General features: G+C 69.6%; 16 protein-coding genes. 5 read left to right on the top strand and 11 right to left on the bottom strand.

Going from position 1 to position 16,745, the window contains the following annotated elements; genetic code table 11:
• Window positions 1-47: 47 nt before the first annotated feature.
• Genes ABNQ39_RS18540 through petA form a run of 3 tightly spaced genes read right to left on the bottom strand, consistent with a single transcriptional unit; the run spans window position 48 to window position 2,677 of the window.
• Entirely contained in the window at window positions 48-809 is a 762-nt protein-coding gene (locus tag ABNQ39_RS18540) for a cytochrome c1 (RefSeq protein ID WP_376962494.1), read from the bottom strand.
• On the bottom strand, window positions 809-2,077 hold the full coding sequence (locus tag ABNQ39_RS18535; protein WP_376962492.1) for a cytochrome b: 1,269 nt from the start codon (window positions 2,075-2,077) through the stop codon (window positions 809-811). The genes ABNQ39_RS18540 and ABNQ39_RS18535 overlap by 1 nt, the downstream gene beginning before the upstream one ends.
• A gap of 30 nt (window positions 2,078-2,107) precedes the next feature.
• Window positions 2,108-2,677 (bottom strand): ubiquinol-cytochrome c reductase iron-sulfur subunit, encoded by a 570-nt coding sequence (petA, locus tag ABNQ39_RS18530; RefSeq protein ID WP_098738145.1) that lies wholly within the window; start codon window positions 2,675-2,677, stop codon window positions 2,108-2,110.
• 271 nt (window positions 2,678-2,948) lie between these two features.
• Between petA and ABNQ39_RS18525 the strand changes: the two genes are divergently transcribed.
• Both ABNQ39_RS18525 and hemF read left to right on the top strand, forming a co-directional pair.
• A complete protein-coding gene (locus ABNQ39_RS18525) occupies window positions 2,949-3,452 on the top strand; it encodes a tRNA (cytidine(34)-2'-O)-methyltransferase (RefSeq protein WP_376962620.1) in 504 nt (167 codons plus the stop codon).
• Entirely contained in the window at window positions 3,449-4,348 is a 900-nt protein-coding gene (hemF, locus tag ABNQ39_RS18520) for an oxygen-dependent coproporphyrinogen oxidase (protein ID WP_376962489.1), read from the top strand. The genes ABNQ39_RS18525 and hemF overlap by 4 nt, the downstream gene beginning before the upstream one ends.
• A gap of 29 nt (window positions 4,349-4,377) precedes the next feature.
• Here hemF and ABNQ39_RS18515 read toward each other — a convergent pair whose 3' ends face one another.
• Window positions 4,378-4,725, bottom strand: coding sequence for a hypothetical protein (locus tag ABNQ39_RS18515; RefSeq protein WP_376962487.1), 348 nt, complete (start codon window positions 4,723-4,725; stop codon window positions 4,378-4,380).
• 139 nt (window positions 4,726-4,864) lie between these two features.
• Between ABNQ39_RS18515 and ABNQ39_RS18510 the strand changes: the two genes are divergently transcribed.
• On the top strand, window positions 4,865-6,013 hold the full coding sequence (locus ABNQ39_RS18510; RefSeq protein WP_376962485.1) for a DNA topoisomerase IB: 1,149 nt from the start codon (window positions 4,865-4,867) through the stop codon (window positions 6,011-6,013).
• 55 nt (window positions 6,014-6,068) lie between these two features.
• On the opposite strand, the gene ABNQ39_RS18505 is transcribed toward ABNQ39_RS18510, so the two are convergent.
• Window positions 6,069-8,066, bottom strand: coding sequence for a PP2C family protein-serine/threonine phosphatase (locus ABNQ39_RS18505; protein WP_376962483.1), 1,998 nt, complete (start codon window positions 8,064-8,066; stop codon window positions 6,069-6,071).
• A gap of 270 nt (window positions 8,067-8,336) precedes the next feature.
• Between ABNQ39_RS18505 and ABNQ39_RS18500 the strand changes: the two genes are divergently transcribed.
• Complete coding sequence (locus ABNQ39_RS18500) at window positions 8,337-8,711, top strand: hypothetical protein (RefSeq protein WP_376962481.1); 375 nt, start codon at window positions 8,337-8,339, stop codon at window positions 8,709-8,711.
• Window positions 8,712-8,737: 26 nt separating this feature from the next.
• Here ABNQ39_RS18500 and ABNQ39_RS18495 read toward each other — a convergent pair whose 3' ends face one another.
• The 3 genes from ABNQ39_RS18495 to wrbA form a co-directional block, all read right to left on the bottom strand.
• Window positions 8,738-9,115, bottom strand: coding sequence for a hypothetical protein (locus tag ABNQ39_RS18495; protein WP_376962479.1), 378 nt, complete (start codon window positions 9,113-9,115; stop codon window positions 8,738-8,740).
• A gap of 67 nt (window positions 9,116-9,182) precedes the next feature.
• On the bottom strand, window positions 9,183-10,142 hold the full coding sequence (locus ABNQ39_RS18490) for a glutathione S-transferase family protein (RefSeq protein WP_376962477.1): 960 nt from the start codon (window positions 10,140-10,142) through the stop codon (window positions 9,183-9,185).
• A gap of 33 nt (window positions 10,143-10,175) precedes the next feature.
• On the bottom strand, window positions 10,176-10,778 hold the full coding sequence (gene wrbA, locus ABNQ39_RS18485; protein WP_109095677.1) for an NAD(P)H:quinone oxidoreductase: 603 nt from the start codon (window positions 10,776-10,778) through the stop codon (window positions 10,176-10,178).
• A 158-nt stretch (window positions 10,779-10,936) separates the two neighbouring features.
• Between wrbA and ABNQ39_RS18480 the strand changes: the two genes are divergently transcribed.
• Window positions 10,937-11,881, top strand: a complete 945-nt coding sequence (locus ABNQ39_RS18480; protein ID WP_376962475.1) for a LysR family transcriptional regulator — start codon at window positions 10,937-10,939, stop codon at window positions 11,879-11,881.
• A 28-nt stretch (window positions 11,882-11,909) separates the two neighbouring features.
• On the opposite strand, the gene ABNQ39_RS18475 is transcribed toward ABNQ39_RS18480, so the two are convergent.
• The 3 genes from ABNQ39_RS18475 to ABNQ39_RS18465 all read right to left on the bottom strand — a co-directional run bounded on the left by ABNQ39_RS18475 (window position 11,910) and on the right by ABNQ39_RS18465 (window position 16,704).
• Window positions 11,910-12,302: a hypothetical protein gene (locus tag ABNQ39_RS18475; RefSeq protein WP_376962473.1), complete on the bottom strand. Its 393-nt coding sequence runs from the start codon at window positions 12,300-12,302 to the stop codon at window positions 11,910-11,912.
• A gap of 148 nt (window positions 12,303-12,450) precedes the next feature.
• On the bottom strand, window positions 12,451-13,293 hold the full coding sequence (locus ABNQ39_RS18470) for a DUF4384 domain-containing protein (protein ID WP_376962472.1): 843 nt from the start codon (window positions 13,291-13,293) through the stop codon (window positions 12,451-12,453).
• A gap of 39 nt (window positions 13,294-13,332) precedes the next feature.
• A complete protein-coding gene (locus tag ABNQ39_RS18465; RefSeq protein WP_376962471.1) occupies window positions 13,333-16,704 on the bottom strand; it encodes a caspase family protein in 3,372 nt (1,123 codons plus the stop codon).
• Between the last annotated feature and the right edge of the window lie 41 nt (window positions 16,705-16,745).

The following is a 16,745-nucleotide window of genomic DNA, read 5'->3' as shown; positions in this document are numbered from 1 at the left end:
AGGGGCGCCCTGTCCAGATACCAATTGCCTCAGCCAAGCCGTCAGGCTCAGTGCAGCGTGCTCCACAGCTTGCGCTTGGCGGCATACATCAGGCCGGCCAGCACCAGCAGGAACAGGATGACCTTGACGCCCATCTGCTTGCGGGCATCGAGGTGCGGTTCCGCGACGAAGGTCAGGAAGGTCGCCACGTCGTGCGCCTGCTGCTCCACCGTCGCCTTGGTGCCGTCGGCGAAGGTGACGCCGTCGGGCTGCAGGATGTTCGGCATGCCGACCTGATGGCCGGGGAACACCTTGTTGTAGTTCATGCCGGGCATCACATGGACGTCGGCCGGCGGCTCCTCGAACCCGGTCAGGAAGGCGTAGAGGTAATCCTCGCCGCCGACGCGGGCCTTCGCCATCAGCGACAGGTCCGGCGGCAGGGCGCCGTTGTTCGACGCGCGGGCCGCCTGGTCGTTGGCGAACGGCGACGGGAAGCGGTCGGCCGGCAGGCCCGGACGCATGAACATCTCGCCCGCGTCGTTCGGGCCGGCCTGCACCTCATAGCTGGAGGCGATGCCCTTCAGCTCGTCTTCCTTGAAGCCGATGCCGGCCAGCGTGCGGATCGGTACCAGACGCATGGAGTGGCAGGCCGAGCAGACTTCCTTGTAGATCTGGAAGCCGCGCTGGGCCGCCGCCTTGTCGATGGTGCCGAAGATGCCGGCATGCGGCCAGGTCTGCTTGGGGATGTGCACGCCTTCGGCGGCCTGAGCGGCCCCGGCGATGCCGAGAGCCAGCGCCGCCGAGAGGATTGCAGTCTTCAACGCGCGCATCAGGCCTTCTCCATCGGCTTGGCATGGGCGCCGGCGGCGATGCTGCCCCCGCCCTTCAGAATGGACTCGGAGATGCTGTTGGGAAGCGGACGCGTGCGTTCCAGCTTGCCCAGCACCGGCAGCAGGACCAGGAAGTGGAAGAAGTAGTAGAAGGTGCCGATGCGCGCGATCAGCAGCCAGGAGCCCTCGGCCGGCATGGCGCCGGCATAGCCCAGGATCAGGGCGTCGATGGCCAGGATCCAGAAGAACTGGCGGTAGACCGGGCGGAACTTGCAGCTGCGGACCTTGGAACGGTCGAGCCACGGCAGGAAGGCCAGCAGCGCGATCGAGCCGAACATCGCCAGCACGCCGCCCAGCTTGTCCGGGATCGCGCGCAGCATGGCGTAGAAGGGCAGGAAGTACCATTCCGGCACGATGTGCGCCGGGGTCACCAGCGGGTTGGCCGGGATGTAGTTGTCCGGATGGCCCATGTAGTTCGGCATGAAGAACACGAACACCGCGAAGATAATCATGAAGATCACCACCGCGAAGCCGTCCTTCAGCGTGACGTACGGGTTGAACGGAACGGTGTCCTGCGGGCCCTTCGGATCGATGCCGAGCGGGTTGTTCGAGCCGCAGACATGCAGCGCCGCCGTGTGCAGGATCACCAGACCCAGCAGGACGAAGGGCAGCAGGAAGTGCAGCGCGAAGAAGCGGTTCAGCGTCGGGTTGTCGACCGAGAAGCCGCCCCAAAGCAGCGTGACGATGGGGTCGCCGACGATGGGGAAGGCCGAGAACAGGTTCGTGATGACGGTGGCGCCCCAGAAGCTCATCTGGCCCCACGGCAGCACGTAGCCCATGAAGGCGGTGCCCATCATGACGAGGAAGATGATGACGCCGAGGATCCACAGGATCTCGCGCGGGGCCTTGTAGGAGCCGTAATAGAGCGCGCGGAACATGTGGATATAGACGGCGATGAAGAACATCGACGCGCCGTTGGCGTGCACGTAGCGGATCAGCCAGCCGTAATTCACGTCGCGCATGATGCGCTCGACCGAATCGAAGGCCAGCGAGGTGTGGGACGAGTACTGCATCGCCAGGAACAGGCCCGTGGCGATCATGATCATCAGCATGATGCCGGCAATCGCACCGAACGCCCACAGATAGTTGACGTTCCGCGGCATCGGGTAGTGGTTGTACTCGTGATCCAGCATCGTGAAGATCGGCAGGCGGCTGTCGATCCAGTTCACGAGCGGATTCTTGAACTTGGTGGCTTGAACCTGAGCCATCTCGGGGGTCTCCAGAACCGTTGGGCCGCGTTAACCGAGCCGGATCTTGGTATCGCCGGTGAAGGCGTACGTCGGAAGGACAAGGTTGGCGGGGGCCGGGCCCTTGCGGATGCGCCCAGCGGTGTCGTAGTGCGAGCCGTGGCAGGGGCAGAACCACCCGCCGTAGTCGCCGCGCGGATCGGTGACCTTCTGCCCGAGCGGCACACAGCCCAGATGCGTGCAGATGCCGATGACGATCAGCCATTCAGGCTTCTTCACGCGGGCATCGTCGGCAACCGGATCGCGCAGGTCGCCAAGATTGACCTTCTTGGCGGACTCGATCTCCTCGGCGGTGCGGTGGCGGACAAAGACAGGCTTTCCGCGCCAGGTGACCGTGATCGCCTGACCTTCGGCCACGGGGGCCAGATCGACGTCGATGGAGGCAAGCGCCAGGGTGTCAGCCGCCGGGTTCAGGCTGTCGATGAAGGGCCAGGCAGCCGAGGCCGCCCCGACGACACCGACCGCACCGGTGGCAAGATACAGAAAATCGCGGCGGGAACCCCCCTCGCCGCTGGAGGCCGCGTGGCCACCCGTCCCGGGCGGATGCGTGGTCTGAGCCATAAGCCTGTTTCTCCTCAAGGCATGCCCGACGCCCTTTGCCCGCGCCGGACGACCGATGGACCATTTTTATGCATGACACGGCACGCCCGCCCGCCGAAGGAAAAACCCTCAGGCATGCCGCATCGGTCCGGAGTGGGTATCTCCAGCTTCTGCGCTGCGGTATACCGTCGCGTCGACATCTTGGAAAGTCCTTGGCCGGGAGACAATTTGTCGCGTGTACAGGGGCAAGAACATTTGTATGCAAAACAAACACTTCGAGGCAAGGCCCGCGTTGCGCCTTGTGCTGTTCGAACCCGACATTCCGCAGAACGCCGGAACCCTGATGCGACTCGCAGCCGGGCTGGGGGTGGCTCTGGATCTGATCGAACCCTGCGGTTTCGTTCTGGATGACCGGCGGTTGCGCCGCGCCGGGATGGACTATCTCGACCATCTCGACTGGACCCGGCACAGCTCGTGGACCGCGTACCGCGCGGCTCCGCAGGGCGGCCGGCTGGTGCTGCTGACCACGCGGGCGGCGATCCCCTACACCGATTTCCGCTTCGCCCCCGGCGACCGCCTGCTGGTCGGCCGCGAGAGCGCCGGCGTGCCCGACGAGGTGCATGACGCCGCCGACGCCCGGCTGGTCATCCCGATGGTGCCGCCCGCCCGCTCCTTGAACGTTGCGGTCAGCGCGGCAATGGTGTTGGGTGAGGCCTTGCGGCAGACTGCCGCATGGGATGGGCGGCAGCCTGCCGCGCTCCGCTCCGATGCTCCCGCACAGCCGGAAACGCCATGACAGCCGCACCGACCGCCGCAACGACTGCCGACTCCAGCACCGTCGAAGAGCGCAAGGCCCGCGCCGCCGCCTGGTTCAAGGAGCTGCGCGACCGCATCTGCGCCTCCTTCGAAGCGCTGGAGGACGAGCTGACCGGCACCCATGCCGACCTGCCCCCCGGCCGGTTCGAGCGCAAGAGCTGGAGCCGCCCCGACCATGGCGGCGGCGAGGGCGGCGGCGGCACCATGTCGGTGATGAAGGGCCGGGTGTTCGAGAAGGTCGGGGTCAACATCTCGACCGTCCACGGCACCTTCAGCCCGGAATTCCGCGCCAACATCCCCGGCGCGGCCGAGACCGGCGAATTCTGGGCGGCGGGCATCAGCCTGGTCGCGCACATGCGCTCGCCGCTGGTGCCGGCGACCCACATGAACACCCGCCACATCGTGACGACCAGGGGCTGGTTCGGCGGCGGCGCCGACCTGACGCCGATGATGGAGGACGAGCGGGACACCGCCGACTTCCACGCCGGCCTGCGCGCCGCCTGCGACCGGCACGACCCCGACTATTATCCGCGCTACAAGGAGTGGTGCGACCGCTATTTCTTCCTGCCGCACCGGGGCGAGGCGCGCGGCGTCGGCGGCATCTTCTTCGACAACCTCGAGTCGGGCGACTGGGAGGCCGATTTCGCCTTCACCCGCGATGTCGGCACCGCCTTCCTCGACAGCTACGCCGCCCTGGTCCGCCGGCACATGAACCGGCCCTGGACTGCCGAGCAGCGCGAACACCAGCTGGTCCGCCGCGGCCGCTATGTCGAGTTCAACCTGCTCTACGACCGCGGCACCACCTTCGGCCTGAAGACCGGCGGCAACACCGAGGCGATCCTGATGAGCCTGCCGCCCGAGGTGAAGTGGCCGTGACGGTGAGGGGCTGAGCTTAGCGGCCCGGTCTAACGGCGCTGTCCCATCTGGAGCCAGGGCGCCCAGGCCTGCCGCACCATCTCGCCCCACAGCCGCATCGGCGCCATCCACAGATCGGCCGCGGCCGACCCCATCGGGTTGGCGCCGCCTTGCCCGGTCCGCTGGCCGGTCCGCGCACCGAAGGCAGGGCCGGCCAGCAGCAGCGGGTTCATCATGGCGGGGGCCAGCATGCCGGCGACGGCGTCGAAGGACGGCGTGGCGCGCAGTTGGATGGCGATGACCTCCGCCCCATCCTCCCCGGCCTCGCGGTGGCGGATCTGGATTTCCAGGTTCGGCAGATGGGCGGTCAGAATCGTCTCGTCCGGCTTGCGGTCCATGGTCTGGCGCTCCAATCGGATTCGGGTCGGGATATCGCGGGGATCTTGCGTCGCAACACTACGGTTTTTGCAACTGCGAAGAAACCCTCTCCGAAGGGGGTAGCGGAAACCAACGCCCATTCCGGCCGTTGTTGGCCTTATGGACAGCCCCCTCCCCCCGCCCGATGGCGCCACATCCGATGCCGCATCCGATAAGGACGGCCCCTCTCCCGAACAGGAAGCCGCCTGCGCCGGGCTGAGCTATAGCGCCGACGAGACGCCGGGCATCCGGCGGCGGCGCTACGGCAAGGGCTTCCGCTTCCTGTGGCCCGACGGCACCCCGGTGACGGAGGAGGACACGCTGGCGCGCATCCGCAAGCTGGCGATCCCGCCGGCCTACAAGGACGTCTGGATTTGCCCCGATCCCGACGGCCATCTCCAGGCGACCGGCCGCGACGCCAAGGGGCGCAAGCAGTACCGCTACCACCAGCGCTGGACCGAGCTGCGCGAGGGCACCAAGTTCGGCCGCATGGTGGAGTTCTGCCACGCCCTGCCGAAGCTGCGCGAGCGGGTGAACGCCGATCTCGGCCGGCGCGGCCTGCCGCGGGAGAAGGTGCTGGCGGCGGTGGTGCGGCTGCTGGAAACCACGCTGATCCGCGTCGGCAACGAGGCCTATGCCCGCGAGAACCGCAGCTATGGCCTGACCACCCTGCGCGACGACCATGCCGAGATCGAAGGGACCGAGGTCCGCTTCTCCTTCAAGGGCAAGTCGGGCAAGGAGTGGAACGTCGCCTTGAAGGACCGCCGGTTGGCCCGCGTCGTCGCCGCCTGCCGCGATGTGGCCGGCGATGAGCTGTTCCAGTATCTCGACCGCGACGGCCAGCGCCACGCCGTGACCTCGGGCGACGTGAACGCCTATCTGCGCGAGGCGACCGGCGCCGACTTCACCGCCAAGGATTTCCGCACCTGGGCCGGCACCGTGCTGGCCGCCATGGCCTTGCGGGAATTCGAGAGCTTCGACAGCGCCAGCGCCGCCAAGCGCAACGTCACCCGCGCCATCGAACAGGTCGCCACCCGGCTGGGCAACACCCCCAGCGTCTGCCGCAAGAGCTACGTCCACCCCGAGGTTCTGGACGCCTATCTGGAGGGCGGCCTGCTGGCCTCGCTCAAGCAGGAGGTGGAGGCGGAACTGCGCGACGATCTGGCCGGCCTGAGCGGCGAGGAGGCCGCGGTGCTGGCCTTCCTGCGCGAAAGGCTGGAGCGCGAGACGGCGGCGCGGGCGCGGGAAGGCGCGCGGCGGAAGAAATAGAGGGCGGGGGTGGGAGCGTCGCCGGCCGACGCTCCCTCTCAGACTGCCCCGGTTTTCAGACCGCCTCGGCCGTCTCGGTCACCGGCAGCAGGCGGCGCATGACCAGACAGACCAGATCGCCGGCAAGAATCCCGTCGGCGCCGACATGCGCCTGCACGGTGCGCAGAACCATCTCGGTGCGGTCGCGGGCGGACATGCCGCGGCTGTGGGCGAGGGCCGCGGCAAGGCGGGCCTCGCCGAAGGGCTCGCGATGGCCGTCGACGGACTGGAGCACGCCGTCGGTGCACAGGAACAGCGTCTCGTCCTGGGTCAGCAACGCCGTCGCTTCGCTGTAGGGGGCGCCGCGGCGCACGCCCAGCGGCGGACCGCCGGCCTCGGACAGATACTGCACCGCGCCGTCGGTCGCGACGCGGGCGGCGCCGCGATGGCCGGCGGAGGCATGCACCAGCGTGCCGGTGACGCGGTCATAGACGGCGACGAAGGCGGTGGCGAAGCCGTTGAAGGGGCTTTCGCCACACAGGCGCTCGTTGGCATGGGTCAGGATGGCGGCCGGGCCGGTGCCGGACCGGGCCGCCTCGCGGATGGCGCCGCGCACCATCAGCATCAGGAAGGCGGCGGGCACGCCGCCGCCCGACACGCCGGCGGCGACCAGCAGGCTGTGCCGCTCGTCCAGCTCGACCACGTCGTAGAAGTCGCCGCTGACCGCGTGGCCGGGCACCAAGATGCCGTAGAACTGGCTGTCGCGGCCGACCGGAAGCTGGCGCGGCAGCAGGTTGGCCTGCACGTCGCGGGCGGCGCGCTGCTCCTCCTCGATCAGCTGTTCGGCGGCGGCCAGCTTCTCGCTCTTGGTCTCAAGCTCCGCGCCGCGCATGACCAGCTGGGCGTCGAGGGTCTCCTCGCGCGCGTTCGCCTCCATCGCCATGCGGCGGAAAACGCGCGACAGGCGGCCGAACTCGTCGTCACGGCCGGCGGCCTCGTTCAGGGTCAAGGGGTTGAAGCGCCCGGCCTCCATCGCCTTGACCGCCTCGCCCAGCCGCTCCACCGGGGCCATCTGGTCGCGGGCGAAGCGCATGCAGGCATAGACGCCCAGCGCCAGCACGAAGATGCCGACCAGCCCGCCGATCTTCAGCTGGCGGCTCAGCATCGCGCCCGGCTCGGTATAGGCCACCCGCACCGCGGCGACCGCCGGCACGCCGGCCCCGGAAGAGGACGCGGCGGCGGGGGGGGTGGGACCGGCATATTTGACCGGCGCCAGCGCCAGCAGGCTGTTGCCCGACACGCGGACGGTCACGTCGCCGCCGGGCGTCACCGCCTTGGCAGCGGCGGTGTCGGCGTCGGACAGCGACGTGCCGTCGGCCACCACCGCGCCGCGGGCCAGCACCCGGCCGTCGCGGTCGAGCAGCCACGCCGCCTCCACGGCGCGGGTGGCGATCAGACCGTCGACCAGCCCGTCGGCCCCCGATTTGCGCAGCAGGTCGCCCAGCCGCCGCAGGTCGGCGCCGACCTGCACGATGCGCGGCTTGTCGACGCCGGCCACCCCGGCGAACTTCATCAGCTTGCCGTTCTCCATCGCCGGTTCGGAGACCACCGACGCCGGGGAGCGGTTCAGCAGGCCGGCATAGGCGCCATGGCGCGGGCCGCCCTTGGCATCCTGGCCGAACAGCGGATCGGGGCCGGGCAGGTTGTGCAGATAGGCCCGGCCGCGGTTGTCGGTGATCCACATCTCGTCGGGACCGCCGGCATCGGCGATCTGCTTTAGCCGGTCGTTGATGGCGCGCGGCGCCATCTTCGCCGTTTCGGCCAGCGCCACCAGATGCGCGGTCAGCGTCGCTTCCGACAGCAGGCGTTCCGACAGCAGGGCGTCGACGTCCTGCGGGATGTCGCGCGACTGGGCAGCACCGCGGGCGAGCAGGCCGGCGGCCAGCCGCGCCTCCGTCTCGATCCGTTCGGTCAGGGCGGCGCGCGTCGTCCAGGCCATCGTCGTGGTGACCGCCGCAACCGCCAGCAGCACCAGACCGGTGACCAGCAGGATCAAACGCTGTTGGAACGTCATGGGATTGCGCCCGCCCCCTGTCGCTGAAGAAATGGCCGATGCCACCGCTTCTACCGGTCCGGGGCGCGCAAGTCCAGGCACCGGGGCGCTTCACCCGCCATGTCACGGCGACGGATGGCCGCAGCGGCCCGGCGGCCGCCCCGAAGCCGTCTTCGCACCGGAGCGGCAGGCGGTCCACGCAAGATTCGACCGCGGGCGCGACATTATCTCTTTCGTAACCAGATGGCCGGTAAGACGAAAAACCCGCCGCCTTCCTGCTGGTGCACGACGATGCCGATGAATGTCCTGGAAATCGCCATCTATGCGATGGTCCTCACCGCCGGCCAGCCGCAATCCTTCGAATGCGTCGCGGTCAAGCCGGAGGGGGTGAACTGCACCAACGGCCTGTCGGCGAAGCCCGACGGCCCGAACCTGCTGTTCAGCACCGGCATCCAGGTGATCAAGGACCGTCAGGGCCGGGTGCAGCTGAGCAACGGGGTGCAGACGCGCTTCGACAGCTCCGCCTGGGTGGAATTCCAGGATGCCGGGAAGAAGCCGGTGGTCAGCGTCCGCAAGACCGGCCCGCTGCGCTTCCGCTTCTCCAACGGCTTCCAGTGCGAGGCGATGGGCAACCCGGAAGACATGGCCCGCTGCTATAAGCCCTGACGGCCGGCCTTTTTTAGCGGCCTTTTTCAGCGGTTGATGCCGCGGCGCTCCATCTCGTCCTCGATGGCGCGGCGGTTCTGCCGGAGCTGGCGCTGCTCCTCGCCCAGCCGGTCATACTGGCTGCGCAGGTCGCGGTCGGAATAGTCGCTGTAGGCGTTGCCGCGGCGGTTGCCCGACGAGCCTTCATAGCGGCGCCCGTCCCGGTTCGCATCGCGGTTCACGTCGCGCTCATCCGCCGCGCGCCCGTCGCGGTCCTGTGGATAGGCGTTGGGGTTGACGGCGCGGTTCAGCTGGTCGAGCGCGCCGCCCCATCCACCCTGGCCGTTCTGGGATTGCCCGCTCTGGGCCAGGGCCGGCGACGACAGGGCCAGGACGGCGGCGGCAGCGAGGATGACTGTACGCATTGGACGAACTCCCCTGAGCGATTGTCGTTTCCATCTGACAACCGCCGGGGAGCCGATCCGTCACGCGTCACACCGGATCGGGCCCGAGGCCGCTACGCCCATGCGGCGCGTCGAGGTCGAGCTTCGGCCCCTTCGGCACGATGCCGGTCGGGTTGATGGTGGCGTGGCTGCCGTAGTAATGGCGCTTGATGTGGTCGAAATTCACCGTCTCGGCCACGCCCGGCACCTGATAGAGGTCGCGCAGATAGCCGGACAGGTGCGGATAGTCGGCGATCCGCCGCTGGTTGCACTTGAAATGCCCGACATAGACCGCGTCGAAGCGCACCAGCGTGGTGAACAGCCGCCAATCCGCCTCGGTCAGGCGGTTGCCGACCAGCCAGCGCTGCGTCGCCAGCTTGGCGTCGATGCCGTCCAATGCTGCGAACAGCGCGTCGAAGGCGGCCTCGTACTTGTCCTGGGAGGTGGCGAAGCCGGCCTTGTAGACGCCGTTGTTGACGGCGTCATAGACGTGGGCGTTGACGCGGTCGATCTCCTCCGCCAAGTCCGCCGGGTAGAAATCGGTGCGGACGTCGGTGAAGGCGTCGAACGCGCGGTTGAGCATGCGGATGATCTCCGCCGACTCGTTGTTCACGATGCTGCCGGTCTTCCTGTCCCACAGAACCGGGACGGTCACCCGGCCGCTGTAGCCGGGCTTGGCCTTCAGATAGACCTCGTAGAGCCGCCGGGCGCCGGTGACCGGCTCCGGCTCGGCGAAGGTCCAGCCGTCGGCCAGCATCAGCGGGTCGACGATGCTGACGCCGATCACATCGTCCAGCCGCTTCAGCTTGCGGAAGATCAGCGTGCGGTGCGCCCAGGGGCAGGCCAGCGACACCATCAGGTGATAGCGCCCGGCCTCCGCCGGATAGGGGGTGGAGCCGTCGGCCGACACCCGGTCGCGGAACTGCGCCTCCGTCCGGACGAACGCGCCGCCGGTCTTCTTGGTGTCGTACCACTGGTCTTGCCACTGTCCATCGATCAGCAGGCCCACGGCTCCCTCCCCTTCTTCACTGTAGACCGGACATCAACCGTGCAGCTTGGTCGTGATCTCGGCGACATGGCGGCCCTGGTAGCGGGCGCCGTCCAGCTCGACCGCGCTCGGGCGGCGCGAGCCGTCGCCGTCGGCGATGGTGCTGGCACCGTAGGGCGAGTTGCCCATCACTTCCGAAACGCCCATCTGGCCCTGGAAGGAATAGGGCAGCCCGACGATCACCAGACCCAGATGCAGCAGGACGGTGTGGGTGCTGAGGATGGTGCTCTCCTGCCCGCCATGCTGGGTGGCGGTGGAGGTGAAGACGCTGCCGACCTTGCCGACGAGCGCGCCCTTGGCCCACAGCCCGCCGGTCTGGTCGAGGAAGTTCTTCATCTGCGAGGCCATGTTGCCGTAGCGCGTCGGCGTGCCGATGACGATGGCATCGTACTGGGCCAGCTCGTCGACCGTGGCGACGGGGATGTTGCTCTCGTCCTTGTAGTGGGCGGACTGGCGGACGGCTTCCGGCACCAGCTCGGGCACGCGCTTCACCGCCACCTCGGTCCCGGCGACGGAGCGGGCGCCTTCGGCCACCGCCTGCGCCATCTCCGACACATGGCCCCAGCTGCTGTAATAGAGGACCAGAACCTTCGCCATCGCCGTCACTCCCTGTTGGTTTGCGTGAATGGGTCGTCGATCTTCCGGCCGCCGCGGCCGGTGCCGGCCGTGGCGGTGACACCAGAAATAGGGCGCGGCGGCGTTTCCGGTAATCCCGGATCTTGGCACCTCATTGTTTCCGGGTGTACAACAATGCCATGGATCGCCTCGACGACATGCTCGCCTTCATCAAGGTGGTGGACACCAAGAGCTTCACCGCCGCCGCCGACCGGCTCAATCTGTCGAAGTCGGTGGTCTCCCGCCGCATCGGCGAGCTGGAGAACAGGCTCGGCGCGCGGCTCTTGAACCGCACCACCCGCAAGCTCAGCCTGACCGAGGTGGGCCAGGCCTATTACGAGCGCTGCACCCGCATCCTCGCCGATCTGGAGGAGGCGGAGCAGGCGGTGGCCGACTTGCATGCCGCCCCGCGCGGCCGGCTGCGGCTGAACGCACCGGTCAGTTTCGGCATCATGCATCTGGCCCCGGCGGTGGCGGAGTTCCTGGAGCGTTATCCGGCCATCGAGATCGACATGGACCTGAACGACCGCACGGTCGATCTGGTCGACGAGGGGTACGATCTGGCGGTGCGCATCGGCCGGCTGCGCGACAGCTCGCTGATCGCCCGGCGGCTGGCCCCGGCGCGGATGGCGCTGTGCGCCAGCCCGGCCTATCTGCAAAAACATGGCGTGCCGCAGACGCCGGACGAGCTGAGCGGCCACGCCTGCCTGATCTACACCAACGTGCCGACCCCCGACCTCTGGCCGTTCATTGTGGACGGGGAGATGCGCAGCGTCCGGGTGTCAGGCCCGATCCGCAGCAACAACGGCGACCTGCTGCGCGAGGCGGCGGCGTCCGGCGTCGGCTTCATCATGTCGCCGACCTTCCTGTGCGGGCAGGCGCTGGCGCGCGGCGAGCTGGTCAGCGTGCTGCACCGCCACGTCCCGTCGGAAGTCAGCGTCAATGCGGTCTATCCGCAGAACCGCCATTTGTCGCCGAAGGTGCGGGTGTTCGTGGATTTCCTGGTGCAGCGCTTCGGCCCGCGCCCCTATTGGGACTGCGCGCTGCACGATGCCTTTCCGGAGGAATACGGGCCGCAGGATTAGGGTGCTGCAGCAGTCCGGCCGGACGAAATCAGGACGGCTGGTTCGGCCGGCGGCGGGAGCGCAGGTTCAGCGCGGTGATGAAGTTGGGCTGCTGGCCGACGACCTGACCCGGGGGAACCGGCTTCTTCGGGGCGGTGGACAGGAAGCCGCCGACCCGGCCGCGCAGCTCGACCGAATGATGGGCCGCCTCATCCGCGGTTTGCGCCACCTGGCGGCGGACCGACGGTTCCAGCGTGTTGAAGGCGCGGGAGGCGAATTCGAAGGCCGGCTGCGATTTGGTGGCGATCACCTGACGCAGCGCCTTGGACACCAGCACCGTGTCGAGACCGCCCGGCCCCTCGACGCCATCCAGCACGTCGGCAAGGATGCCGATGGCCTGGAGCGTGCGGTTGTCGTCCAGCGAAAGGTCGTGAGCGTCCATACGGGTCTTCCGATCGTCTCAAGCGGTACGGGTCTCGCCCCTGAGGACACCCGGCTTCTACCGCTTGAATCATAGTGTTTGCACCGGCATCTGGCAATGGACGGCAGCGCGGGCCGGCAGTTGAATCGTTAAGACCGTGGCGGCCACGCTACTCGGCGACGGTGGTGAGGACGGCGGAGCGGACGGCCGCGGCGCCCCTGGCGTCGGCCGGCAGCGCCGCCAGCGCGGCGCGCAGGCCCGCCAGATAAGGGCCAGCGGGCTCGACCTCCTCCCGGTCGGCGGGGAACAGCGGTTCGCGGGTCACCAGCGCCAGGATCATCGCCGGGCCGAAGGGCGGGGCAATGGTGTAGATGCGGTCGGCCGACGACTTCGCGACGCCGAACGTCACCGGCCGCCCGGCCTCCACACGGTCGTCGCGGCGCAGGCGCATCGGCACCATGTGGATGACGCTGCCGTCGCCGTCGATGTAGTCGACGGTCAGATGGCCCGGCATGCCGGCGGTGACCGTGATCTCCAGCGTCTCGCCCTTGCGGTAGACCAGTGACGGCCTGTTGAAGCCGAGCGTCGGGGCGTCGGCCCCCTGCTCCGCCGGTTTCCCCTCCGGCCCGCCCGCCAGCCCGGCGATGCCCAGCGCCTCGCACAGCGGCCAGGGCCGCACGGCCACCCGCGCATCGAGATCGACGCCGGGCGGCAGCGCGGTGAGCACCGCCTTCAGGCCGCCGGCATCCTCGTCGCTGCCGACATAGCCGGAGATGCGCAGCCCCTTGGCGGTCTCGGCCGTCCTGACACCGGCGCAGGTCAGGCGGCCGACGGCGGCGTCCACCTGCTCGCGGGCCTCGGCGGCGGTCGGGCGCGGGGTCTCCACAGCGGTCGCCGCCGGCGGGGACTGGGCCTGCGACACCCCGGCCATCAGCAAACCGGCGACGCCGGCCGCCAGGGGAAGCCGTCCCCGCCTTCGCGGGGACGACGGATCGGAAAGGAATCGGATCATGATGGGCGCACTCAAAACAGGCACACTCGAAACAGGCGCTCAGGGCTTCGCCGGCTCCGGCGCCGCCAGCGGGAAGGGGTTCAGCTCGTTGCCGCCGGTCTTGAAAATGGCGGACTGGTGCCAGCGCTTCTCCCGCGCCAGACGCGGCACGGCGCGGTTCACATACTGGCCGAGCGTCAGGTTGTAGATCGCCTCGTCGCCCGGCAGCAGGGCCTTGCCCTTCAGCCCTTCCAGCACCGCATGGGCGAAGATGCCGTTGCGGCCGTCATAGCTGTCGAGCGCCTCCTCCTGCTCCGACGAGGCGGCCAGCAGATAGCGCTGGCCCATGTCCTGGTACAGCTTGTCGACCGTGCCGGCGGACACCGCGCCCGAATGGCAGGTGTCGAGCAGGACCAGCACATTGCGGGCGGCGATGGCGCTGACCAGCCGGTTCAGATCCTTTTCCGACAGGCCCTGCCGGGTGATCGCCTCGGGCGTGGTGGCGGCCACGTCCTGGGTGATGAAATGGTACAGCTTGACCGACGGGTCCTTCGGCGACGGCACGATCACGCCATGGCCGGCAAGGTAGAGCACGACCGTGTCCTGCTCCCGCGCGTTGGCGGCCAGCGCCTCCAGCCCGGACACGACGGCGTCGCGGCTCGCCTCCTCGTCATAGAGCGTCCGCGACAGCGCCAGCGACTGCTCCCGGTCGTAGGTCGCGGGAATGCGGCCGCGCACCGCCTCGGCGAAGGAGGTGGCGTCGGCACGGGCGAAGCGCAGCTGCGAGCCCGCCGGCCGGTATTTGTCGATGCCGACGACGAAGGTGATCAGCCGCGGCCGGTCCGGCACGTCCCGCGCCTTGCCGTCCTCCGCCGCCGCGACCGGCGCCGGCAGAACGAAATCGACCAGGGCCGAGCGCTCGTAGATGGCGTCGGACCCGCTGTAGGCACGGATCTGCACGCGGTTGCTGCCGGGATCGAGCCGGACGGTGCTGACCCGCTCCTCCGCCACCGGCGCCCCCTGGTCCTTGGCGGCGTCGCCGGCAGGCGGCGGCGGGGACGGCGGCGGGGAAAGCTGCTGGGATGGCGGCGGGGCCGGCTGCGGCGAGGGGTCCTTGGCGCGGGCGAAGGCGCGGGACTTGTCCTGGCCGCTGACGTTGCGGCCATTGCGGAACAGATCGACCGACCCGATGCCGCCGCCGGTATCGGCGATGCGGTAGCGCAGGCGCACCGCACCGATCCCCTCCGGCAGCGCCACGGTCAGGCGGGGCGTGTCGGCCGTGCCGTCGGGATCGGCCCCTTGTGCCGTCCCTTGTGCCGCCGCCTGGGCCGCCCCTTGCGGCGGCGTCTTGGCGGCTGCCGCCGCCGGTGCGGGAACAGGTGCGGGAGCCGGCTCCTTGGCGCGCGCGAAGGCGCGGCTGACCGGCGTCATGTCCAGCGGATGGCAGGTTTCGGCGACCGCCGTCACCGCCGGGGCCGGGGTTGGGGCCGTGGCCGGGGCGGGGGTCTCAACCGCACCGGTGCCTAGCGCCAGACCGCGGGCGGTGGCGGGCACGGTGCAGTAGTCCAGCAGGGTCACCTGCGGACGGCGCTGGGTCAGCAGGCGGATGTCGCCGATGGCGGACAGGCGTGCCGCGATCTCCGCCTGCCCGGTCTGGCGCAGCTTGGCGCGCACCAGTTCGGGGGCGTCGAACACGCGGTAGACCTGCTTGAACTCCACCCATTGCAGCCCCTTCTTGTTGGGGTCGTTCAGGTGGAAGCCGACCAGAGTCTCGCCGCCGCTTTCGGAATGGTCGAAGAAGGCCTCCGGCGTCCACAGCACCCAGCGGCGGCCGTCGCGGTGCGGGAACAGCGCCGCCAGCTCCTCCAGCGGGCGGGCACCGCCGGACAGGGCATACCAGCGCAGTGTGCCGTCGCCCAGCGCCGCCACGGCGACCCGGCCGTCGGCGGAGGCGACGACGCCCCACACGGCGGCCGGCACCTCGGCGCGGGCAAGCTCGGCCCCGGCGGAATCGAGCAGGCGCAGGCTGAACTCGCCGCCCAGCAGGACGCGGCGCTGCGCGCCCAGCACGGTGACGCTGCGCGCCCACTCGCCGCTGTCCAGCTTCACCGGCTGGCCGTTGACCTTGGCCGCCCGGCTGTTGCGCCAGTCGGAGACGCCGATGCCCGGCCCCTCGGCCGACGGGCGGTTCAGGCCGGGCAGCGCCTCGGGTGCCGGCGTCAGGCTGCGGGCCAGCACGTCGAAGCGCATCGGCCGCCGGCCGCCCTGCTCCATGCCGAATTCCAGCACCAGCCCGTCGTCCGACAGGCCGAAACGGCCGAGATGGATGTCGCGGTAATCGGCGATGTCGCCGATGCGGGCGAACAGCAGGCGGCCGGCCGGATCGAGCACGCCCCATCCGGGATCGGCGGCGGCGAAGGCCACCCCGCCGCCGGGCAGGGCCAGCAGGTGGGTCACCGAATCGCGCGCCACGGGGGTGTCGGCGAAGGCGCCCTTGCCGCCGTCGGCCCAGCGGCGCACCACGTTGCGGGCGCCGTCCTGCGTCGCGGTGCCGGCGGCGACCAGCGCCGTGCCGTCCCAGGCGACGGCGGCGAAGCTGCCGCCGGTGATGCCGGTGGTCTTGGGCGACAGGCGCGCCTTCAGGTCGCCGCCGGACAGCACGTCGACCCGCGTCTGGTCGGCATAGCCGACGGCCAGCAGCGATCCGTCGGACGAGAAGGCCACCGAGTAGGGCATGCCGCTGCCCGGCTTGCGCTTGGCCTTCTGCTTGAAGTTGGAATCATAGAGGCGGATGTTGCCGTCGAAGGACGCGGTGGCGAGCCGGCCGTCGGGCGAAAAGGCCAGCGCCGAAACCCGCGCGCCGTAGCCGGCATCCTCGGCGACCAGCTTGAAGCCGGCGCTGTCCCAGACGCGGATGCCGGCGGTGCCGCCGAAGGCCCCGGCGACGAACCGCCCGTCGGGCGAAAAGGCCAGATCGTTCAGCACCTGCGGCTGGCCGGCAAGGCGGGCCTTCAGCCGCTGGGCCTTCACGTCGAACAGATAGAGCGTGACGCCGTCGCCCCAGCTCGTGCCGGTGTTGCCGGCCGCAACGGCCAGCGACCCGTCGGCGGACAGGGCGACGGCATAGAGCGCCCCTTCGTCCCCCGCCTCCATCGGCACGCGCAGCACGCCCAGCGGCTCGCCGTCGCGGCTCCACAGCCGCAGGGACTTGTCGTTGGACACGGTGGCGATCAGCCGGCCCTGCGCATCGCTGGCCAGCCGGTTGACGCGGGCGGTGTGGCCGCCGGTCTCGATGCGCAGGAATGCGCCCGTCGATGCGTCGCCCGCCAGCGCGCTTCCCATCGCGAGCCAGCCCAGCAGAAGGCCGAGGAGGGCGGCAAGGAGAGCGCCGGAGCGCCAGAGCGCGATTCTTTGAGGGAGACAGCCGGCCATCATCGGTTCCGCTTGCACTGAATATCGAAGACCGCCCGGCC

The sequence above is a fragment of the Azospirillum sp. A26 genome, from assembly GCF_042604635.1.
Lineage (GTDB): Bacteria > Pseudomonadota > Alphaproteobacteria > Azospirillales > Azospirillaceae > Azospirillum > Azospirillum palustre.
This window is presented reverse-complemented; position numbering and strand designations above follow the sequence as displayed.

Coding starts and splice junctions, on each gene's coding strand:
- ABNQ39_RS18470 (WP_376962472.1), bottom strand. CDS start 13,293: ATGATCCGATTCCTTTCCGATCCGTCGTCCCCGCGAAGGCGGGGACGG.
- ABNQ39_RS18535 (WP_376962492.1), bottom strand. CDS start 2,077: ATGGCTCAGGTTCAAGCCACCAAGTTCAAGAATCCGCTCGTGAACTGG.
- ABNQ39_RS18480 (WP_376962475.1), top strand. CDS start 10,937: ATGGATCGCCTCGACGACATGCTCGCCTTCATCAAGGTGGTGGACACC.
- ABNQ39_RS18475 (WP_376962473.1), bottom strand. CDS start 12,302: ATGGACGCTCACGACCTTTCGCTGGACGACAACCGCACGCTCCAGGCC.
- ABNQ39_RS18515 (WP_376962487.1), bottom strand. CDS start 4,725: ATGGACCGCAAGCCGGACGAGACGATTCTGACCGCCCATCTGCCGAAC.
- ABNQ39_RS18500 (WP_376962481.1), top strand. CDS start 8,337: ATGCCGATGAATGTCCTGGAAATCGCCATCTATGCGATGGTCCTCACC.
- wrbA (WP_109095677.1), bottom strand. CDS start 10,778: ATGGCGAAGGTTCTGGTCCTCTATTACAGCAGCTGGGGCCATGTGTCG.
- hemF (WP_376962489.1), top strand. CDS start 3,449: ATGACAGCCGCACCGACCGCCGCAACGACTGCCGACTCCAGCACCGTC.
- ABNQ39_RS18540 (WP_376962494.1), bottom strand. CDS start 809: ATGCGCGCGTTGAAGACTGCAATCCTCTCGGCGGCGCTGGCTCTCGGC.
- ABNQ39_RS18495 (WP_376962479.1), bottom strand. CDS start 9,115: ATGCGTACAGTCATCCTCGCTGCCGCCGCCGTCCTGGCCCTGTCGTCG.
- ABNQ39_RS18465 (WP_376962471.1), bottom strand. CDS start 16,704: ATGGCCGGCTGTCTCCCTCAAAGAATCGCGCTCTGGCGCTCCGGCGCT.
- petA (WP_098738145.1), bottom strand. CDS start 2,677: ATGGCTCAGACCACGCATCCGCCCGGGACGGGTGGCCACGCGGCCTCC.
- ABNQ39_RS18505 (WP_376962483.1), bottom strand. CDS start 8,066: ATGACGTTCCAACAGCGTTTGATCCTGCTGGTCACCGGTCTGGTGCTG.
- ABNQ39_RS18510 (WP_376962485.1), top strand. CDS start 4,865: ATGGACAGCCCCCTCCCCCCGCCCGATGGCGCCACATCCGATGCCGCA.